Here is an 18,229-nt window from a genome sequence, read left to right on the forward strand (position 1 = left end):
TCGACATCCCGTACACCGGTCGATGATCCGAACCGACCTGCTCGAAGGTAGAGACAGCTTGTCGATCACGTCAATGGCGGGGAGGCTTGGGGGCGTTCGGGAACCAGGTCGGCGCGCGGACGCTCAGACCCGCAGCGCGCCCGCGCTGCCCTCAAGCCGTCCGAGCAACTCGCGCAGCAGTCCGGCGAGTTCGCCCTGGCCCTGGGGGTCGAGGACGGACAGTACGGCGGTCTCGTAGGCGAGTTGTTCGGGCAGGATCGCGTCGACGAGGTCGCGACCCGCGTCGGTGAGGCGGAGGTGGGCGACGCGCCGGTCCCGGCTGTCGCCGCGGCGCTCGACCAGGCCGCGCTCGGTGAGCTGCTTGAGGCGTTTGGTGACGGCGGCGCCCGAGGAGAAGGTCTCGCGGGCCAGTTCGCCGGGGGTCAGCTCGTGGCCGGTGCGCCGCAGCGCGCCGAGCAGCTCGAACTCGGGGCGGCTGAGGCCCGCCCGGCGCAGCGGCGCGTCCTCGGCCTGCTGAAGGAGGGCGGCGCAGCGGTTGACCCGGCCGATGATCTCCATGGGCCCGGTGTCGAGGCCGGGGTGGACGGCCTGCCACTGCCGGACGACCCCGGAGACGGTGTCGCCGCCCTGGGCGCGCGAGTCCGTCTCCCGGTTGCTTGCCGTCATGGTCGTACGCCCTCCGAGGTCGTGCTCCTACGCGCGTCCAGGTGCCGTCCCCGGGCGCCGTGCCGTCTCGGCGAGGGTACGGTGTCCGGCCTGTTCGGCGCGCACGACCCGCTCCTGGGGCAGGGCCCGCTGCCACCACTCGCCGGACGCCGCGTCGAACGTGGCGCGCAGGTCGACCAGGGCGGCGGCAAGGCCGCGACGGGCGGACTCCAGGGCCGCAGGGGCGGGGTTGGGCGTCGCGAGAAGACGGGCGGCGCGTTCGCCGGCGCCCTCCACGGCGGCCAGCGCGTTCTCGACGCGGTCGCCCGCGCGCCGGTTGGTCACGGCGACGGCGGCCACGAAGCCGACCAGCGCCCCCACGAGCGTGTCGACGACCCGCTCGGTGATCAGCCGCCCGGGCTCCTCGAATCCGGCGAACTCGGTGACGAGCAGCGCCATCGGGGTCACGCAGACGCTGCCGAGCCAGTAGTTGCGGCTCATCAGCGCCTCGGCACCGAAGTTGAAGGCGAGGACGCTCAGGACGAGGGCGGCCGGGGCGAGGTGGGCGAGCGGGACGACGGCGGCGAAGACGAGGACACCGGCGAGGTTGCCGACGACCCGCTGGACACCGCGCGTCCAGGTAAGGGCGATGTTGGCCTGGTAGAGGGAAGCGGCGGTCACCAACGCCCAGTAGGGGCGGCCGACACCGAGGGCGAGGGAGACGTATCCGGCCAGGGCGCAGCCGAGCGCGGTGCGTACGGCGAGCGGGGCCAGGGGGCCGAGGCGGTCCCACAACGGGCGTGCGGGGGCGGCGAGTTCGGCCTCGGCGCCGAGGAGTTCGTCGGACGCTTCAGGGGTCGCAGCCATGGGGACGGGTCCGCTGCCGCACAGTTCGCGTGCCCAGGTCCGCAGCCGCTCCGGGTCGGTGTCGGCGGGCGCGGCGAAGGCAAGCTCGGCGCGGACGAGGAGGCGTTCGAAGGCATGCCGGGTGCGGGCGGAGCGGGGGCCGGTGGCGAGGACGGACTGCCAGGCCGCCTGGATGGCGGCGGCTGCCGCGGCTCGGGGGCGGTCGTGGCCGTCGCCCGTGACGGCGGTGGCGCGGCCGGCGACGTACGCGGCAACCGTGTTGAGCGCCTGTGCCGTGGCTCGGCGTTCCGGTCCGTGGGGGCGCAGCAGGACCGGCGCCATGCCGACGAGCCAGGCCCAGGCGCCGGCCGCCGCAGCCAGGGCCAGGTGACCGGGGACTCGGCCGAGACTCTGCGGGGCGAAGAGGGCGGCCGAGGAGATGAAGGTGAAGATCACATGGGCGGGCGGCCCGATGCGGGTCGCGTCGCACACCGCCTTCTGCGCGGCGGCCAGCAGGGCGCCGACGGCGACCAGCACGAGGGCACTGCCGGTGAGGGAGGCCGTGGTGAGGGCGACGGCGAGGCCGGCGAGCATCCCGAGCACCACCCAGGCCAGGGCGCGGGCCCGGGCGGCGTACGGACGGTTGTGCGCGTACAGGGCGCAGAGCGACCCGGCCATCGTGTACATCGCCAGATCCAGCCGGCCCAGCGCCATGAGGGTCAGGTTGGGCGGGGCCGCCGAGGCGATGACGCTCAGTGCGGGCTTGAACCAGATGTCCGAGGGGCGGCCCATGCGCAACACGCCGACCAGCGGGAGAGGGCGGACGCGCGGGGCGGCGGGGGCGGGGGGCGCACTGCTCATGAAGAATTACCTTAGCAGGTGTTTTACTCGTAAACGATAGAGGTGGAGGCGCCCCGGGCAGCCCCACCACCTCTCCCCCACCCGCCGCGCTCCGGCGAATGCTCCCCGTGTACACCCTTGCGCTCGCGTGCGCGCTGCGTGTCGTGGGCATCGACGGACTGTCCGACACCGTCGAGCGAGGAGGTGCGCGTGCACGGACCGGCTTCGTCCGGCTGGCTGCTGGTCGCGCTGTGCGCGGCGACCGGGGCCTACTGTCTGCTGCGGATGCGCAGCAGGGTCGAGGAGCAACGCAGGGCCGCGGGCGGCGAGGCGCTGATGGGCTTCGGGATGGCCGCGATGGCCGTACCGGCGGCCGTGTTCAGCCCGCCGTCCTGGACCTGGCCCCTCTACGCCGCGGTTTTCGGCGCCGCCGGGCTGCGCGCGCTGTGGGCGGCGCGTACGAGCCCGCACCACCTGCATCATCTGGTGGGCGTCTCGGCCATGGTCTACATGGCGGTCGTGATGACCGTCTCCCCCGGACACCACGCCGAGCACGGCGTCTCGTCCGGAGTCCCTTTGGTGACCGGGGTGTTGCTCCTCTACTTCACCGGGTACGTGCTGCTCTCCGGCGTCCGCCTGATACCCGTGACCGCCGGTGGCGGAAGCGTCGGCTGGGGCGACCGGCCGGAGTTGGCGCGGGCGTGCCGGCTGTCGATGGGGATCGGGATGGTGGCGATGCTGCTCACCCTCTGACGCCCCTGCCGCCGGGGGCACAGCGCCGTTGCCTGCGTCACTTTGACGTGCGGGACCGTGTGCCGAGCGGCCTCGCGCTCATAGGGTGATCGCCATGATGGTCCCCGCAGCACTGTTGCTGCTCGGCGCTCTGGCCGCCGTGGTCGCCCCGAGGCTGCTCGCCCGGGCCGACTGGCCGGACCGTGAACCCGTGGTGGCCCTGTGGGTGTGGCAGTGCGTGGTGGCGGCCGTACTGCTCTGCTGTGCGCTGTCCATGACGCTGAGCGCGGCGGCGGCCTGGCAGGCGGTGCGCGGCCATGTGTTCGCCGGCGCCCCACGGGGTGTGATGGAGGCGTACGCGCTGGGGGCCACGGGCCCCTGGGCGGCGGCGACCGCGGTCACGCTGGCGTGCGCCGGGGCATGGAGCGCGGCGATGCTGGTCCGTGAGGTCCTGCGGGCGCGGGCGCGCCGTCGGCGACACCGGACCGAACTCCTCGTGCGGGCACCGCTGTTGCCGGGCGAGGAGCCGATACGGGGTCGGCTGGTGGTACTGGAGGGCGAGCGCGCGGACGCGTGGTGGCTGCCGGGTGCGACGCCGGGACTCGTCGTGACCACCGAAGCGCTGCGGCGGCTCAAGGGGCGGCAGCTGGACGCCGTCCTCGCGCACGAGCGGTGGCACGAACTGGCCCGGCACGACTGGCTGTTGCACTGCTCAGGGGCGCTGGCCGGCGGGTTCCCGCAAGTGCCGGTGTTCGCCGCGTTCCGCGACGAGATGCACCGCCTGGTCGAACTCTCCGCCGACGACATGGCCTCCCGCCGCCACGGCCGCCTCACGACCGCGCTCGCGCTCGTCGAACTCAACGAGGACCGGGGCGTGTTCGGCCCCTCGCCCACCCCGCACGCCCACGTCCCGTACCGCGTCGACCGACTCCTCGCCCCGCCCGACCGCCTCACCGCGGCCCGCCGGCTGGGCCTGACGGCGACGGCCGCGCTGGTGCCCGTGGTGCCGGTACTGGTGGCGTTCGTACCGGGGCTGCGGGCGCTGGGATAACCGCGGCAACGGGCCCAGGGACACCTTCGGGAACAGAGACCGGCACAGCCCCGGCATTGGCATCCCGCCCCACCCGTCGGCGAGGATCGGTGTATGCACACCCTGCCCGTCGACTCCCCGCCCCGGCACAGCACCGCCGTCCGCAGCGCCACCGCCCTGGCCCTGTGCTCCGCGCTGCTGCTGGCCCTGGTCGCGGTCGAGTGGCACCCCCTGACCGGCCTCGACGACGACATCGCCCGCGCCACCCACGGCTGGGCGGTGGACGAACGAGGCGTGACCGATGCCTTCCGGATCCTCACGGACTGGGTCTGGGACCCCTGGACCATGCGTGCCGTGTGCGCGGCGGTCGTGGTCTGGTTGGTATGGCGCCGCTCGGCCTGGTGGACAGCGCTCTGGCTGACGGCGACCTGCGCCCTGGGCACCGTGCTGCAGCAGTCCCTCAAGGCCGCCCTCGACCGCCCGCGCCCCGTCTGGCCCGACCCTGTCGACTCCGCCCACTACGCGGCCTATCCGTCGGGCCACGCCATGACCGCCGCGGTCTCCTGCGGCCTTCTGCTGTGGCTCCTGCACCGCCACGCCCCGGGCCGAGCCCTGTGGCGTACGGCCCTGGTGACGGCCATCGTCTCCGTCCTCGGCGTCGGCCTGACCCGGATCTGGCTCGGCGTGCACTGGCCGTCGGACGTGCTGGGCGGGTGGCTGCTGGGGGCGACGGTGGTGGCGGTCGCGGTGGGGGTGCACGAGCGGTGGGGACCGGGGCGTCCGACCGGTTCCTACGGCGATGATCCCGCCGCGCGCCGGAATCCCGCCCCGTAAGATCCACGCATGACCGCGGTCCTCTTCGATTTCTCCGGCACCCTCTTCCGCATCGAGCCCACCGACTCCTGGCTGCGTGCCGTGGTGGACGAGGCCGGAATCCCGCTCCCGGAAGCGGAGTTGACGCAGGCCGCGAAGGCGCTGGAGGTGGCGGGGGCACAACCCGGAGGAGCGCAGCCCGAGCGACTGCCCGCGGAACTGGGTGAGTTGTGGCGGGTCCGGGACGAGAGCGCGGAGCTGCACCGGGCCGCGTACACCGCCGCCGCCCGGCACGTGCCGCTCCCCGACCCCGAGTTGTACGACGCGCTCTACGAGCGGCACATGGCGCCGGTCGCCTGGTCGCCGTATCCCGATGCCGTCGAAGTACTGCGCGCGCTGCGGGAACGTGAGATCGCCGTCGGGGTGGTCAGCAACATCGGGTGGGACCTGCGGCCGGTCTTCCGGGCGCACGGCCTCGACCGGTACGTGGGCGCGTACGTGCTGTCGTACGAGCACGGCATCCAGAAGCCGGACACCCGGCTGTTCGCCCTTGCCTGTGACGCGCTCGGCGTCGCCCCCGAGGACACGCTCATGGTCGGCGACAGCCCGGAGGCAGACGGCGGTGCGGCGGCCCTGGGCTGCCGGGTCCACCTGGTGGATCACCTGCCGGTGGAGCGGCGGCCGGAGGGGCTGCGTCCGGTGCTGGGGCTGGTGGGCTGAGCCCGGCGGGCGTCGGGTGCGGCCGCGGACGGCCCGGGACCGCGCCCGACGGGGCGGTCAGCCCTGGTAGCCCTCCACCTGCGAGGCCGGGCGCGCGCTCGCCTCGTCCGGGTTCTCCCCGTACTCCGTCTTGGCGCGCCGCTGCCGCAGCAGGTCCCAGCAGCGGTCGAGCTCGCGCTCCAGCTCGCCGAGCCGCTGGTGTTCCGTCGTGTCGTCGATCTCGCCGGACGCGAGGGCGGCGCGGAGCTTGTGCTCGTCCTCGACCATCGCCGTGATCCTGGCCAGGATCTGCTGGTCCTGTTCCATCTCCCGCACACTCCTCAACTCGGCACTCGTGCCCACTCTAGGGACGGTTCGGAAGCCGTGCGACAGAAGTTCCGCAGGTCACGACCCGTCCCGGAAGTAGCCTCAGGACACCATCGGAGCGAAGAGGCCGCCCGCCTGAGACGATCCCCCGCGTCGCCCCAGACGGACGGCTGCCCTGACCAGGCCTTTCCAGGCGCCGGACGGGACGTGCTGAGTATAGTTGGCTGGCAACCAGTCAACACAGGAGTTACAGCATGTCCCCGCGCAGCGCCTCGGTCAATGAAGAGTTGCGGAGACGTTCCCGGGAGCGGCTCCTGCAGGCCGCTCTGGAGGTGGTCGGCGAGCGCGGGTACGAGGCGACGACACTCGCCGACATCGCGGACAGAGCCGGTTCGGCGCGTGGTCTGGTGTCGTACTACTTCCCGGGCAAGCGCCAGCTCGTCCAGTCCGCCGTGCACCGGGTGATGCACCGCACGCTGCAGGAGGGGCTGGAGCGCGAGCCGCGCACCGAGGACGGGCGGGAGCGGATGGCGCGGGCCATCGACGCGGTGCTGGGGCTGGCGCGGGACCGGCCGGTGCTGATGCGCCAGCACATGGCGGGGCTGCTGCAGTCGGAGGGTTTCGTGCAGTGCCCGGAGCAGAAGCGGCTCGCCGAGCTGCTGCGGGACACCGTCGCCCGGCACGGTTCGCGGAACGTCGACACGGACTACCCGATGCTGCGGTCCCTGCTCATGGGGTCCGTCTACGCGATGGTGCTGCCGAACGTGCCGATGCAACTCACCACTCTGCGGGCCGAGTTGTTCAAGCGCTATCGGCTGGACTGGGAGATGGGGTTCCCGCCGGACGCCCAGGAGGCGTCCGGCGGGACGTGCGAGACCGATCTTTCACGCTTCTTCGCTACCGGCGACGGGCCGGCCGGGCGGACCGACCCGTCGGGACGGTCAGGTCAGTCGAAATAGTCCGGCTGCGACTGGACGTTGAGCTCGTCCAGCCTGACCCGGCTCGCCTGGTCCGTGCGCCGGTCGCTGAGCTTGAGCACGTCGAAGCCCTTGGCGATGTCGTTGGAGTAGATGTAGCCGTTGTAGTAATACGCCGACCACGAGCCGCCGACCTGGAGGGTCTGCGTGCTCAGCGGGCCGCGCTCGAAGTAGGCGATCTCCTTCGGGGCGGAGGAGTCCGTGAAGTCCCAGACGGAGACGCCGCCCTGGTACCAGGCCTGGACCATGAGGTCCTTGCCCTTGACCGGGATCAGCGAGCCGTTGTGGGCCACGCAGTTCTCGGTGTCTGCCTGGGCACGCGGGATCTTGTAGTAGCTGCGGAAGACCAGCTTGCGCTTGTCGCCCTTGCCGACGATGTCGTAGATGCCGTCGGCGCCGCGGTTCGGGCCGATGGCCGCGTTGCAGGTGGCCGCACCGCCGCCGCCCAACTCGTCGGTGAAGACGACCTTGTTGGCCTTCTGGTTGAAGGTGGCCGAGTGCCAGAAGGCGAAGTTGACGTTGTCCTGGACCTGGTCGATCACCTTCGGGTTCTCGGGGTCCTTGATGGAGAACAGGATGCCGTCGCCCATGCACGCCCCGGCCGCCAGGTCCTTGGACGGCAGGACCGTGATGTCGTGGCAGCCGGTGGTCTTGGAGACGCCCGGGTTGGTGGGTCCGCCCGGGTTGCCGCCGCCGTCGGGGCCTTCACCGGGGAAGAGTACCGGGAAGCCGACGACCGCCGCCTTCTCGGGGTGCTTGCGCGGCACCTTGATGACCGAGATGCCGTCGTGCGGCGGCTGGCAGTCGGGGTAGGTGGCGCTCGGCGAGTACGACGAGACGTACACGTAGACGTTCTTGCGCTCGGGCACCAGCGTGTGGGTGTGCGAGCCGCAGGCGGTCTCGACGGCGGCGACGTACCGCGGGTTGCGCTTGTCGCTGATGTCGAAGACCTTCATGCCCTCCCAGGAGGACTTCTCGGTCGCGGGCTGCGTGGTGCTGTTGCAACTGCTGTCGCTGCGCGAGGAGTCGGTGGAGAGGAAGAGCAGGTCGCCGGAGACGGAGATGTCGTTCTGCGAACCCGGGCAGAGCACCTGCGCGACGGTCCTCGGAGCCTTCGGGTTGCTGATGTCGAAGATGCGGAAGCCGTCGTAGTTGCCGGCGAAGGCGTACTTGCCCTGGAAGGCGAGGTCCGAATTCAGGCCGGTGAAGGCCTCTTTGGGGATGTTCGCCAGGGGCTTGATGTTGGCCGAGTGGACGATCTCGTCCTGGCCGGGTATCTCCCCGCTCGCGATGGCGGCCCGCGCCTCGGCCTGCGCGCTGTTGGACACCTCCTTCCCGGTGGCCGTGCCGTCCCCCGGGTCGGGGGTCGCGGCGGCCGGGACCGCGGTCAGCAGCGCCGCGAGCAGTCCGGCGGCGGCCGTGGCAACTCCCACGCGTCTGAGCCGCGTTCGGGAATCGTTGAACAGGATCACTGTTTCCTCCCTGGTTCCGTTCGTGTCGGAACGGTTCACGCACCTCCGAAGTATCGTCTTCACCATGCACATATCAACAGTGGGCAACGTACTCGTAATGAAGGTTTTTGATCATCCCACCGCGGAAGCGTGCTAGGACGTTCATCAGCACTCACGAGGTGTCCCCCAACACACCTGCCACAGGAGGTCGTTGTGCCCATCCGCCGAGCGTCCCTCGTCCCGGCCGCGCTGGCCGCTCTGGCCCTGCTCGCGGTCGCCGGCTGCGACTCGGGCTCCGGCTCGGACGCCAAGTCACCCGCGGCGAGCGGCCCTTCGGTGATCGCGCCGGGCAAGCCGGGCGAGGAGAACCGGACCCTGTCCGCCGCGGACGCCGAAGAGCAGCGTGCCGAGGACGACTCGCCGAACTCGGCCGACGTCACGTACGCGCGGATGATGATCCAGCACCACTCCCAGGCCCTGGAGATGACCGAACTCGTCGCCGACCGGGCCGAGTCGACCCAGGTCGAGAAGCTGGCCGCGCGGATCGCCGCGTCCCAGGGCCCGGAGATCTCCACCATGCGGGCCTGGCTCAAGACGCACGGCAAGAGCGGGACGGGCGGCGCGCACGATCACGCCGCGATGCCCGGCATGGCGACCGAGGCCCAGTTGAAGAACCTGCGCGCGGCTCGCGGCAAAGCCTTCGATCAGCTCTTCCTCACCCTGATGATCACCCATCACCAGGGCGCGATCACCATGGCCACCGAGGTGAAGGCGCAGGGCAACAACATCCAGATCGAGGAGATGGCGGACGACGTGATCGCCCAGCAGACGAGCGAGATCACGCGGATGCGGGACATGAGCTGACGGCCGAGGTGCCTGAACTGACGCCCGGGGCAGGTGAACCGGCCCCCGGGCAGCCCGTGCGGAAGGTCAGCGGCGGGCGTGACGCGGCGTCAGGAAGCCCGCGTCCCGCGCCTGCGAGATCAGCCTGAGCGACTTGCGGCGGCTGTGGCCTGTCGCGGACATCACCGCGAGGACCGGGTCGACGCCCTCCCCCTGAGCCGCGCGGTACTCCTCCGCGATGAGCCAGCGGCCCTCGATACCGCGCGGCCAGGCCGGGCGGGCGCGGCGGGACGCCGGGTACCCCTCGGCGTCGTCCGCCGGCCCCGCGGGCAGGCCGCACGCCTCGAACAGCGGGTCCTCGATCCAGTCGGCGAGGACCGCCAGGTCGTCCAGGGACAGCGCCGGCTGGGCGCGGACGTCCTCCACGGAGACGCCTGCCTCACCGACCACGGCGAGCGCGTCGATCCGGGCGCCGTCGGCGAACTCCAGCCGGACGTTGAACCACGAGGTGCTGCCCTCGTCCTCCCGCACTTCCCACGCGGGCCACACGGACACCGCGCCATCCGTCGGACAACGATCAGAAAGATTAAAAAAGGATGCGTCTAGCACACACGCACCGTAACCACATGATCACATTCCATACGAACGGACACGCGCGCCCGTCCCGCGCCTGCACCCTGTCAGCCGAGCACCGCCGGTGCGATCCTGGAGACGTCAGCGAACTCCCGTCGTAAGACGTAAGGAGTACCGCCGTGCTTCGTGTCGCCGTCGTCGGCTCCGGGCCGAGCGGGGTCTACACCGCTCAGAGTCTCGTCCAGCAGGACTCCGCGGTGCTCGTCGACGTCCTGGACCGGCTCCCGTGCCCGTACGGACTCGTGCGCTACGGGGTCGCGCCGGACCACGAGAAGATCAAGTCCCTGCAGAACAACCTGCGTACGGTCCTGGAGCACGAGCGGGTGCGGTTCCTCGGCGGCATCCAGGTCGGCCCCGGCGGGCTGCCGGTCGCTCGGCTGCGGGCGCTGTACCACGCGGTGGTGTACTGCGTCGGCGCCGCCACCGACCGGCATCTCGGGATCCCCGGCGAGGACCTGCCGGGCAGTTGGTCGGCGACCGAGTTCGTGTCCTGGTACAGCGCCCATCCCGACGCGGCCGACGACGGTTTCGTCCGGGGCGCCCGCTCGGCGGTGGTCATCGGCATGGGCAATGTCGCGGTGGACGTGGCCCGGATGCTGGCCCGCGCGACGGCGGAGCTCAGCCCGACCGACATCCCGCAGGCGGCCCTCACCGCGCTGGCCGCGAGCCGGGTGACCGACGTCCAGATGGTGGGCCGACGCGGCCCCTCCCAAGGCCGGTTCACCACCAAGGAGCTACGGGAACTGGGCGGGCTGCCCGATACCCAAGTCACCGTGGATCCGGACGAGTTGGCCCTGGACCCGGCCTTCGCCGACCCCTCCGCGCTGCCTCCGGCGCAGCGCCGCAACATCGAGGTGCTGCGCGGCTGGGCGGCGCGGCCGGACGAGGGTGCCGCCCGCCGGATCAGGCTGCGTTTCTATCTCCGCCCGGTCGAACTCCTCGCCGAGGGCGGGCGCGTGGGTGCGGTGCGCTTCGAGCGGACGGAGCCGGACGGACAGGGCGGGGTGACGGGTACCCGCGAACACGTGGACATCGAGGCCCAGTTGGTGCTGCGCTCGGTCGGCTATCGCGGAGTCCCCCTGGAGGGGCTGCCGTTCGACCCGGACAGCGCCACCGTCCCGAACAGGGCGGGCCGCGTCCTGCGTGACGGGGCCCCCTCCCCCGGCGAGTACGTGGCGGGCTGGATCAAGCGCGGCCCGACGGGCGTCATCGGCACCAACCGGCCGTGCGCGAAGGAGACGGTGACCTCTCTGCTCGCGGACGCCGCCACCCTCGTACCGAATGGCCTGCCGGTGGATCCGGTCGCCGTGCTCCGGGCCGAGGGGACCGACCCGGTCCCGTGGCCGGGGTGGCTGGCCATCGAGCGGGCCGAGGCCGCCCTCGGGACCTCGCTGGGGCGGAGCGTGGTCAAGCTGGCCGACTGGGAATCACTGCTGGCGGCGGCGCGTACGACGGCCTCCTAGCGGAGTGAAACGGCACGTGGTGGGCAGACACACACCGGCAACGAACCGGACATCAACAAACTGTTCAAAGGCCATACGGTCTCGTCCTGTCCGGATCTCATCCCCCGCCGCCGCTCTGGAGTGCCCATGACGACGACCGCCCCCGTCCATCCCGTCGACGAGGTCCCGCCCGTGCGGCAGCTCGCCGCCTTCGGTCTGCAGCATGTGCTCGCGATGTACGCGGGGGCGGTGGCCGTACCGCTGATCGTGGGCGGTGCGATGAAGCTGTCGCCCGCGGACCTGGCGTATCTGATCACCGCCGATCTGCTGGTGTGCGGCATCGCGACGCTCATCCAGTGCGTGGGGTTCTGGCGGTTCGGCGTGCGGCTGCCGATCATGCAGGGGTGCACGTTCGCGGCCGTGTCGCCGATGGTGCTCATCGGGACAACAGGTGGCGGACTGCCCGCGATCTACGGTTCGGTGATCGTGGCGGGGCTCGCGATCGTGCTGCTCGCGCCGGTCTTCGGCAGGCTGTTGCGCTTCTTCCCGCCGCTGGTCACCGGCACCGTCATCCTGATCATCGGCGTCTCGCTGCTGCCGGTCGCGGGCAACTGGGCGGCGGGCGGGGTCGGTTCGCCGGACTTCGGGGAGCCCAAGAACCTCGCCCTGGCCGGGTTCGTGCTGGCGGTGGTGCTCGGCGTGCAGCGGTTCGCGCCCGCGTTCCTGAGCCGGATCGCGGTGCTGATCGGCATCGCGGTGGGCCTCGCGGTGGCGGTCCCCTTCGACTTCACGGACTTCGGCGGGGTCGGCGACGCGGACTGGCTCGGCATCAGCACACCGTTCCACTTCGGAGCGCCCACGTTCGAGGCGTCGGCGATCATCTCGATGCTGGTGGTGGCGCTGGTGACGATGACCGAGACGACCGGTGACCTGATCGCGGTCGGGGAGATGACCGGGCGCAAGGTCGAGCCGCGCTCGCTGTCGGACGGTCTGCGCGCCGATGGCCTGTCGACCGTCCTCGGCGGCGTCTTCAACACCTTCCCGTACACGGCGTACGCGCAGAACGTCGGGCTCGTCGGTATGACCCGGGTGCGCAGCCGCTGGGTGGTGGCCACCGCCGGCGCCATCCTGGTCCTGCTCGGCCTGCTGCCCAAGCTGGGCGCGGTGGTCGCGGCGATACCCGCGCCGGTGCTGGGCGGCGCGGGTCTGGTGATGTTCGGGACGGTCGCCGCGAGCGGCGTACGGACCCTGGCGCAGGTCGACTTCAGGGACAACCACAACCTCACAGTGGTGGCGGTCTCGGTGGCCGTGGGGGTGCTGCCGGTCGGCGTGCCGACGGTCTACGCGAAGTTCCCCGACTGGTTCCAGACGGTGATGAACAGCGGCATCAGCGCGGGCTGTGTGACCGCGATCGTACTGAACCTGCTCTTCAACCACCTTCCCTCGAAGGGCGGTTCAGTCGCTCCCGAGCCGGAGGGACTGGCGGGCGGCGGCCGCGAGGAGGGCGTCGAGAAGTCCCGGGAAGAGGTCGTCTAGGTCGTCCCGGCGCAGGCCGTTCATCTTGGCCGTGCCCCGGTAGACCTGCCGGATCACCCCGGCCTCGCGCAGCACCCGGAAGTGGTGCGTGGTCGTGGACTTGGTGACGGGCAGGTCGAAATGCGAACAGGAGAGCTCGTCGCCGTCGGCGGCGAGCTCCCGCACGATGCTCAGCCGCATCGGGTCGGAGAACGCGTGCAGCACGCCTTCCAACCGGATGTCGTCGCGCACGGGGTGCGGCAGATCCCGACTGCCGGCGGCGGGGGTAGCGGTACTCACGACAGCCATTGTACGAGAGGTCTCGTAGTTTGACACTTCCCGTACTACGATGCCTATCGTACGAACCGTCCCTCGGTCCCGCGAGAACGGAGCAGCTCACCATGAGCTCCCTCTTCCAGCCCTTCACCCTGCGCGATGTCACCATCCCGAACCGGGTTTGGATGCCCCCGATGTGCCAGTACTCGGCCGCCCCGGAGGGGCCGGACGCGGGCGCTCCCACCGACTGGCACTTCGCGCACTACGCGGCTCGCGCGACCGGCGGCACGGGCCTGATCATCGTCGAGGCCTCCGCCGTGTCGCCCGAGGGCCGGATCTCGCCGTACGACCTGGGCATCTGGAACGACACCCAGGTCGAGGCGTTCCGCCGGATCACGCGCTTCCTGGTCTCCCAGGGCACGGTGCCCGGCATCCAGCTCGCCCACAGTGGCCGCAAGGCCTCGACCGAGCGCCCCTGGAAGGGCGGCGCGCCGGTCGGACCGGAGGCGCACGGCTGGCAGCCACTGGGACCGAGCGCGATCGCGTTCGCCGACGGACATCCGGTACCGACGGAACTGACGGTCGATCAAATCCAGGACATCGTCGGCCAGTTCGCGGACGCGGCCCGCCGCGCCCTCGCCGCCGGTTTCGAGGTCGCCGAGATCCACGGCGCCCACGGCTACCTGATCAACTCCTTCCTCTCCCCGCACTCCAACCACCGCACCGACGCCTACGGCGGCTCGTACGAGAACCGCACCCGCCTCGCCCTCGAAGTGGTCGACGCCGTACGGGAGGTGTGGCCGGACGACAAGCCGCTGTTCTTCCGCGTCTCGGCGACCGACTGGCTGGAGGCCGACGGCTGGACGCCGGACGACACCGTCCGCCTCGCCGCCGATCTGCACGCCCACGGCGTCGATCTCCTCGACGTCTCCACCGGCGGCAACGCGTCCGGGGCCCGTATCCCGACGGGGCCGGGCTACCAGGTCCCGTTCGCGGCCCGCGTCCGCTTCGAGACCCCGATGCCGGTCGCCGCGGTGGGCCTGATCACCGAGCCCGGACAGGCCGAGAAGATCCTGGCGAACGGCGACGCCGACGCGGTGCTCCTTGGCCGCGAGTTGCTGCGCTCGCCGTCCTGGGCACGGGACGCGGCACGGGAGTTGGGCGGCGAGGTACACGTGCCGGATCAGTACCACCGCTCCGTCTGACCGGTCGACCGGGTCAACCCGCGCTGCAGGACGTCCCGTTGAGCACGGAGACGCCCGGCGCCGCGCGGTTGTCGGTATGCGTCGCCTGATACCCGAGTGACATGCTCGCGTTCGGCGCGATCGTCGCGTTGTACGAGGCGTTCGTCGCGGTCACCGAGCCGGAGGCCGGGGCGTACGTGGCGTTCCAGCCGTTGGTGAGGGTCTGGCCGGCCGGCAGGGTGAATGTGAGTTGCCAGCCGTTGATCGTCATCGTGCCGGTGTTGGTGATCGTCACGGCGGCGGTCGGCCCCGTGTTCCAGGCGTTGGTGGTGGCCGTCACCTTGCAGGCGCCCGGCGGGGGTTGGGGCGCGGGGCCGTCGGCGTCCAGGCCGAAGAAGGTGAGGACGCGGGCGGCCATGCCGTAGGTGTAGAGGTTGTGGCCGACGCCCTGGAGGCTGATCGCCTCGACCGGGGCGCGGCCACCGCTGCCGCCGTTGCGGGTGCGTGTCCAGCCGGTGGCGGGGGTGTCGGTGGCGGCCGGGGTCTGGCCGACACCGAGCACGTTCGTCCACTGTTTGATCTCCTCCCCGAAGTCGGGGTAGCGCAGGACGTCGGCGGTGCCGTGCCAGAGCTGCATGCGGGGGCGCGGGCCGGTGCAGCGGGGGTAGGCGCCGCGGGCCAGCTCGCCCCACTCCTGCGGGGTGTGGAGCACGGTGCCGCCCGAGCAGGCGCTGTTGCACTCGGAGCCGTCGGTGGTGGCGAAGCAGCCGAACGGAACACCGGAGAAGGCGGCGCCGGCCGCGAACACGTCCGGGTAGTCCCCGAGCGGGACGTTCGTCATCATCGCGCCCGAGGAGATGCCCGTCGCGAAGATCCTCGTCGGGTCGGCTGCGTGCGGTGCGGCGGCACCTAGGAGTGCGGCCGCCAGTAAGGGCGCGAGCGCTGCGAAGAGTGCCAGGAGGACCGGCCGCGGCGGTCTCCTCGTCGCGGTGCAGGTTGGTGGGGGCACGTCCGTCCTCCTCTCGCGGAAGGCAGCGGCTCGCTCGGCATAGTGGCATGAACACGACCTCCATGGAAGCGCTCCCACTGCAGCACTGCGGCCCGATTCAGACAGCCCTTGCCATCCACCAGCACAGACGGAACACCCGCTGCGCAAAGCGTTGACTAGAAAGCGCTTGCCCTCTACGTTCCGTTCAGCAGCGTGACCTGCCGGGGCGGAGTCGCCCCGAATCGGCCACAACACCCGCACATGCCGTTCAGATCGACGCACAACGATCACGTACACGAACTCCGTACACCCTCCCGAAGGGACGCACCCGCATGCGTAATCGCCCCCCACGTGCACATCCGCAAAGATCCGCACTGGCAACGACGGCCGTGGTCGCTCTCGCCGTGACCGCCACCCTCGTCGTCCCCCGGCCGGCCGCCGCGGCGGAGTCCTCGCCGGTCGGGTTCGGTGCCGGGACGACCGGTGGTGGCAGCGCCACGGCGGTCACGGTGTCGACGTTGGACGCCTTCAAGTCGGCGGTCACCGGCAGCACTTCGAAGGTGGTCAAGGTGAACGGCCTGATCCCGCTGAGCGGTCAGGTCGACATCGGGTCCAACACCACGGTGCTGGGCGTCGGTTCGGCGTCCGGGTTCACCGGTGGCGGGCTGCGGCTGAAGAAGGTGACGAACGTCGTCGTCCGCAACCTGAACATCAGCAAGCCGGTCGCGCCCGCCGACGGCATCACCGTGCAGGCCTCGACGAAGGTGTGGCTCGACCACAACGCCTTCTCGTCCGACCTCGACCACGGCAAGGACTACTACGACGGTCTGCTCGACATCAATCACGGCTCCGACTACGTCACCGTCTCCTGGAACACCTTCAAGAACCACTACAAGGGCTCGCTGGTCGGCCACAGCGACAACAACGCGAGCGAGGACACCGGGCATCTGCGGGTGACGTACCACCACAACTGGTTCGACAAGGTCAACTCCCGTATCCCCAGCCTGCGTTTCGGCACCGGGCACTTCTACGACAACTACGTCGTCGGCGCCTCGACCGCCGTGCACTCGCGCATGGGCGCCCAGATGCTCGTCCAGAACAACGTGTTCCGGGACACGGCGGTCGCCGTGACCACCAACCGGGACAGCGACGTGGACGGTTACGCCAACCTGACCGGGAACGACCTCGGCGGGGCCGCGACCGAGGTCTCGCAGGTCGGCACCTTCACCAGTCCGCCGTACGGCTACACCGCCGAGCCCGCCTCGACCGTCGTCGCCTCGGTGACCGCGGGCGCGGGCACCGGAAAGCTCTGACCACTCCCCCACCTCGGAGAAGGAATCGGGACATGACTTCTTCCATACGGCCACGCGCGCTCACCGGCGCGGTGGCGACCTTCGGACTCACGGTTGGCATGCTCATGGCATCCAGCACGTTTTCGCCCGCCGACGCCGCCACCTGGCCCACCGCGAGCGGCAGCCAGGCGGTGACCAAGACCATCTCCGTGTCCGGGACCAAGGACTACGGGATGCTGCGCCTGTACGGCAGCGGTGACCTCGGCAGCGGCAGCCAGGACGAGGACCAGGGGCCGATCCTGGAGCTCGCGGCCGGCGCCACGCTCAAGAACGTCATCATCGGTGCTCCGGCCGCCGACGGCATTCACTGCCTGGGCAGTTGCACGCTGCAGAACGTGTGGTGGGAGGACGTCGGCGAGGACGCGGCGACCTTCCTGGGCTCCTCGTCGTCGAACGTGTACACCGTCTCCGGCGGTGGCGCGAAGGAGGCCAGCGACAAGGTGTTCCAGTTCAACGGCGCGGGGACCCTGAACGTCTCCAACTTCGCGGCACAGACCTTCGGTACCTTCGTCCGCTCGTGCGGCAACTGCAAGACTCAGTACAAGCGCACGATCAACCTCAACACCATCGAGGCGACCTACAAGGGCAGCAAGCTCGTCGGCATCAACACCAACTACGGCGACAGCGCGACCCTGAAGAAGATCACCATCGTCGGGGACTCCAGCAAGAAGATCATCCCCTGCCAGAAGTACATCGGGAACAACACCGGCGCCGAGCCGACCGCGAACGGCACCGGCCCCGACTCGACGTACTGCAAGTACGCGACCAGCGACATCACCTACAAGTAGGCCGGGTGGTCAATCACCGGGTCCAGGGGGTCCGTCGAGACCGATGGCTCCGAGGGACCCGGTGATCTCGCGCCGGTACTCCGCGTAGGCGGCGCGCAGGGGCTCGCCCGGCCAGTGGGCGGGCAGGAGTTCGGGGGGCAGGACCGGATCGGTGAGCAGGTGGCGTACGACCGCGGCGAAGGTCGTGAAGCGGTCGGCCGGGCGGTCCGCTTCGGCGAGGTGGGCCAGGAGGGCCCGGGCGGTGGCGGACCAGGCGTCCAACGGCCACAGGAGCGCGGCCAGTTCGGGTGCCGGACGGTCGGGGCGGGCCGCGTAGGACTGGGCCACGGAGGCCAGATCGTCCGGCAGGGGTCGGTTCAGGTTGGCGGGGCGCAGCCAGACCCCCTCGCGCTGTTCCGCGAGGCGCAGGGCGGTCAACCGGGCGCGCAGTTCGGCGCGTTCGGCGGGCTCGCGGCCCGTCGCGGTGATCACCAGCATCTCCCAGTCGCCGTCCCACGCGCGCGTACGGGGGTGGACGGCCTCGTCCTGGTGGCGCTGGCGGGCGAGCAGCCGGTCGCTGAGCCGGTAGACGGCGTCGGTGCGCCGCAGGTCACCGGCGGCCACCATCCGGCTGAGCGCGGCCCTGAGGGTCGAGCCGCCGACGCCGAACGGCTCCACCGCGCGGACCAGGTCCTTCACCGCGAGCTGCGGCGGATGCGTGCCCAGCAGCAGGCTCAGCACGACCGACCGCGCGGACAGGGGCCGCGGTCCGGCCTCGCCGGACCGCTCGGGGACGTTCATGCGCATGGTCACGTACCTTACGTGCGGGTTCTTGTTGCATCATTGCTACAGCCGCAGGAAAGGTGCAA

The 18,229-nt window shown here is 71.1% G+C and carries 18 protein-coding genes and 1 pseudogene; 11 read left to right on the forward strand and 8 right to left on the reverse strand.

Annotated elements, in window-relative coordinates:
• Positions 1-123: 123 nt before the first annotated feature.
• Both ACIQI8_RS35300 and ACIQI8_RS35305 read right to left on the reverse strand, forming a co-directional pair.
• Positions 124-666, reverse strand: coding sequence for a MarR family winged helix-turn-helix transcriptional regulator (locus tag ACIQI8_RS35300; RefSeq protein WP_402359856.1), 543 nt, complete (start codon positions 664-666; stop codon positions 124-126).
• Positions 667-693: 27 nt separating this feature from the next.
• Positions 694-2,352 (reverse strand): FUSC family protein, encoded by a 1,659-nt coding sequence (locus ACIQI8_RS35305; RefSeq protein WP_402359859.1) that lies wholly within the window; start codon positions 2,350-2,352, stop codon positions 694-696.
• Between the two features lie 189 nt (positions 2,353-2,541).
• On the opposite strand from ACIQI8_RS35305, the gene ACIQI8_RS35310 reads away from it, so the two are divergent.
• The 4 genes from ACIQI8_RS35310 (at position 2,542) to ACIQI8_RS35325 (ending at position 5,626) form a co-directional block, all read left to right on the forward strand.
• Complete coding sequence (locus ACIQI8_RS35310; RefSeq protein ID WP_402359862.1) at positions 2,542-3,084, forward strand: DUF5134 domain-containing protein; 543 nt, start codon at positions 2,542-2,544, stop codon at positions 3,082-3,084.
• 94 nt (positions 3,085-3,178) lie between these two features.
• A complete protein-coding gene (locus ACIQI8_RS35315; RefSeq protein WP_402359865.1) occupies positions 3,179-4,114 on the forward strand; it encodes a M56 family metallopeptidase in 936 nt (311 codons plus the stop codon).
• Positions 4,115-4,207: 93 nt separating this feature from the next.
• A complete protein-coding gene (locus ACIQI8_RS35320; RefSeq protein ID WP_402359868.1) occupies positions 4,208-4,927 on the forward strand; it encodes a phosphatase PAP2 family protein in 720 nt (239 codons plus the stop codon).
• A gap of 9 nt (positions 4,928-4,936) precedes the next feature.
• Entirely contained in the window at positions 4,937-5,626 is a 690-nt protein-coding gene (locus ACIQI8_RS35325; RefSeq protein ID WP_402359871.1) for an HAD family hydrolase, read from the forward strand.
• A 57-nt stretch (positions 5,627-5,683) separates the two neighbouring features.
• Here ACIQI8_RS35325 and ACIQI8_RS35330 read toward each other — a convergent pair whose 3' ends face one another.
• Positions 5,684-5,932, reverse strand: a complete 249-nt coding sequence (locus ACIQI8_RS35330) for a DUF2630 family protein (protein ID WP_124000994.1) — start codon at positions 5,930-5,932, stop codon at positions 5,684-5,686.
• Between the two features lie 254 nt (positions 5,933-6,186).
• Here ACIQI8_RS35330 and ACIQI8_RS35335 point away from each other — a divergent pair, with 254 nt between their 5' ends.
• Positions 6,187-6,891: a TetR/AcrR family transcriptional regulator gene (locus ACIQI8_RS35335; protein WP_402359875.1), complete on the forward strand. Its 705-nt coding sequence runs from the start codon at positions 6,187-6,189 to the stop codon at positions 6,889-6,891.
• On the opposite strand, the gene ACIQI8_RS35340 is transcribed toward ACIQI8_RS35335, so the two are convergent.
• Positions 6,879-8,381: an LVIVD repeat-containing protein gene (locus ACIQI8_RS35340; RefSeq protein WP_402359878.1), complete on the reverse strand. Its 1,503-nt coding sequence runs from the start codon at positions 8,379-8,381 to the stop codon at positions 6,879-6,881. The genes ACIQI8_RS35335 and ACIQI8_RS35340 overlap by 13 nt on opposite strands.
• 192 nt (positions 8,382-8,573) lie before the next feature.
• Here ACIQI8_RS35340 and ACIQI8_RS35345 point away from each other — a divergent pair, with 192 nt between their 5' ends.
• A complete protein-coding gene (locus ACIQI8_RS35345) occupies positions 8,574-9,224 on the forward strand; it encodes a DUF305 domain-containing protein (RefSeq protein WP_402359881.1) in 651 nt (216 codons plus the stop codon).
• Positions 9,225-9,290: 66 nt separating this feature from the next.
• Here the strand turns inward: ACIQI8_RS35345 and ACIQI8_RS35350 are convergent, their stop codons facing one another.
• Positions 9,291-9,758 carry a DUF6214 family protein gene (locus ACIQI8_RS35350; RefSeq protein WP_402359884.1) on the reverse strand — a complete coding sequence of 156 codons (468 nt, stop codon included), beginning with the start codon at positions 9,756-9,758 and terminating at the stop codon, positions 9,291-9,293.
• Between the two features lie 197 nt (positions 9,759-9,955).
• On the opposite strand from ACIQI8_RS35350, the gene ACIQI8_RS35355 reads away from it, so the two are divergent.
• Entirely contained in the window at positions 9,956-11,299 is a 1,344-nt protein-coding gene (locus ACIQI8_RS35355; protein ID WP_402359887.1) for an FAD-dependent oxidoreductase, read from the forward strand.
• 126 nt (positions 11,300-11,425) lie between these two features.
• Positions 11,426-12,814, forward strand: coding sequence for a nucleobase:cation symporter-2 family protein (locus tag ACIQI8_RS35360; RefSeq protein WP_402359890.1), 1,389 nt, complete (start codon positions 11,426-11,428; stop codon positions 12,812-12,814).
• Here ACIQI8_RS35360 and ACIQI8_RS35365 read toward each other — a convergent pair.
• Entirely contained in the window at positions 12,734-13,102 is a 369-nt protein-coding gene (locus ACIQI8_RS35365; protein WP_402359893.1) for an ArsR/SmtB family transcription factor, read from the reverse strand. The two genes, ACIQI8_RS35360 and ACIQI8_RS35365, sit on opposite strands and share 81 nt — an antisense overlap.
• 92 nt (positions 13,103-13,194) lie before the next feature.
• Here ACIQI8_RS35365 and ACIQI8_RS35370 point away from each other — a divergent pair, with 92 nt between their 5' ends.
• Complete coding sequence (locus tag ACIQI8_RS35370) at positions 13,195-14,274, forward strand: NADH:flavin oxidoreductase/NADH oxidase (protein WP_402359896.1); 1,080 nt, start codon at positions 13,195-13,197, stop codon at positions 14,272-14,274.
• A gap of 13 nt (positions 14,275-14,287) precedes the next feature.
• Here the strand turns inward: ACIQI8_RS35370 and ACIQI8_RS35375 are convergent.
• A pseudogene (locus ACIQI8_RS35375) lies at positions 14,288-15,142 on the reverse strand (cellulose binding domain-containing protein); the annotation flags it as partial.
• A 431-nt stretch (positions 15,143-15,573) separates the two neighbouring features.
• Here ACIQI8_RS35375 and ACIQI8_RS35380 point away from each other — a divergent pair.
• Together ACIQI8_RS35380 and ACIQI8_RS35385 are read left to right on the forward strand one after the other, a co-directional pair.
• Positions 15,574-16,554 carry a polysaccharide lyase family 1 protein gene (locus tag ACIQI8_RS35380; protein WP_402359899.1) on the forward strand — a complete coding sequence of 327 codons (981 nt, stop codon included), beginning with the start codon at positions 15,574-15,576 and terminating at the stop codon, positions 16,552-16,554.
• Between the two features lie 32 nt (positions 16,555-16,586).
• Positions 16,587-17,381, forward strand: coding sequence for a pectate lyase (locus ACIQI8_RS35385; RefSeq protein ID WP_402359902.1), 795 nt, complete (start codon positions 16,587-16,589; stop codon positions 17,379-17,381).
• A gap of 9 nt (positions 17,382-17,390) precedes the next feature.
• Here the strand turns inward: ACIQI8_RS35385 and ACIQI8_RS35390 are convergent, their stop codons facing one another.
• Positions 17,391-18,167, reverse strand: coding sequence for a PaaX family transcriptional regulator C-terminal domain-containing protein (locus tag ACIQI8_RS35390; protein ID WP_402359905.1), 777 nt, complete (start codon positions 18,165-18,167; stop codon positions 17,391-17,393).
• Between the last annotated feature and the right edge of the window lie 62 nt (positions 18,168-18,229).

Source organism: Streptomyces sp. NPDC092369, assembly GCF_044755245.1.
Classification (GTDB): Bacteria; Actinomycetota; Actinomycetes; order Streptomycetales; family Streptomycetaceae; genus Streptomyces.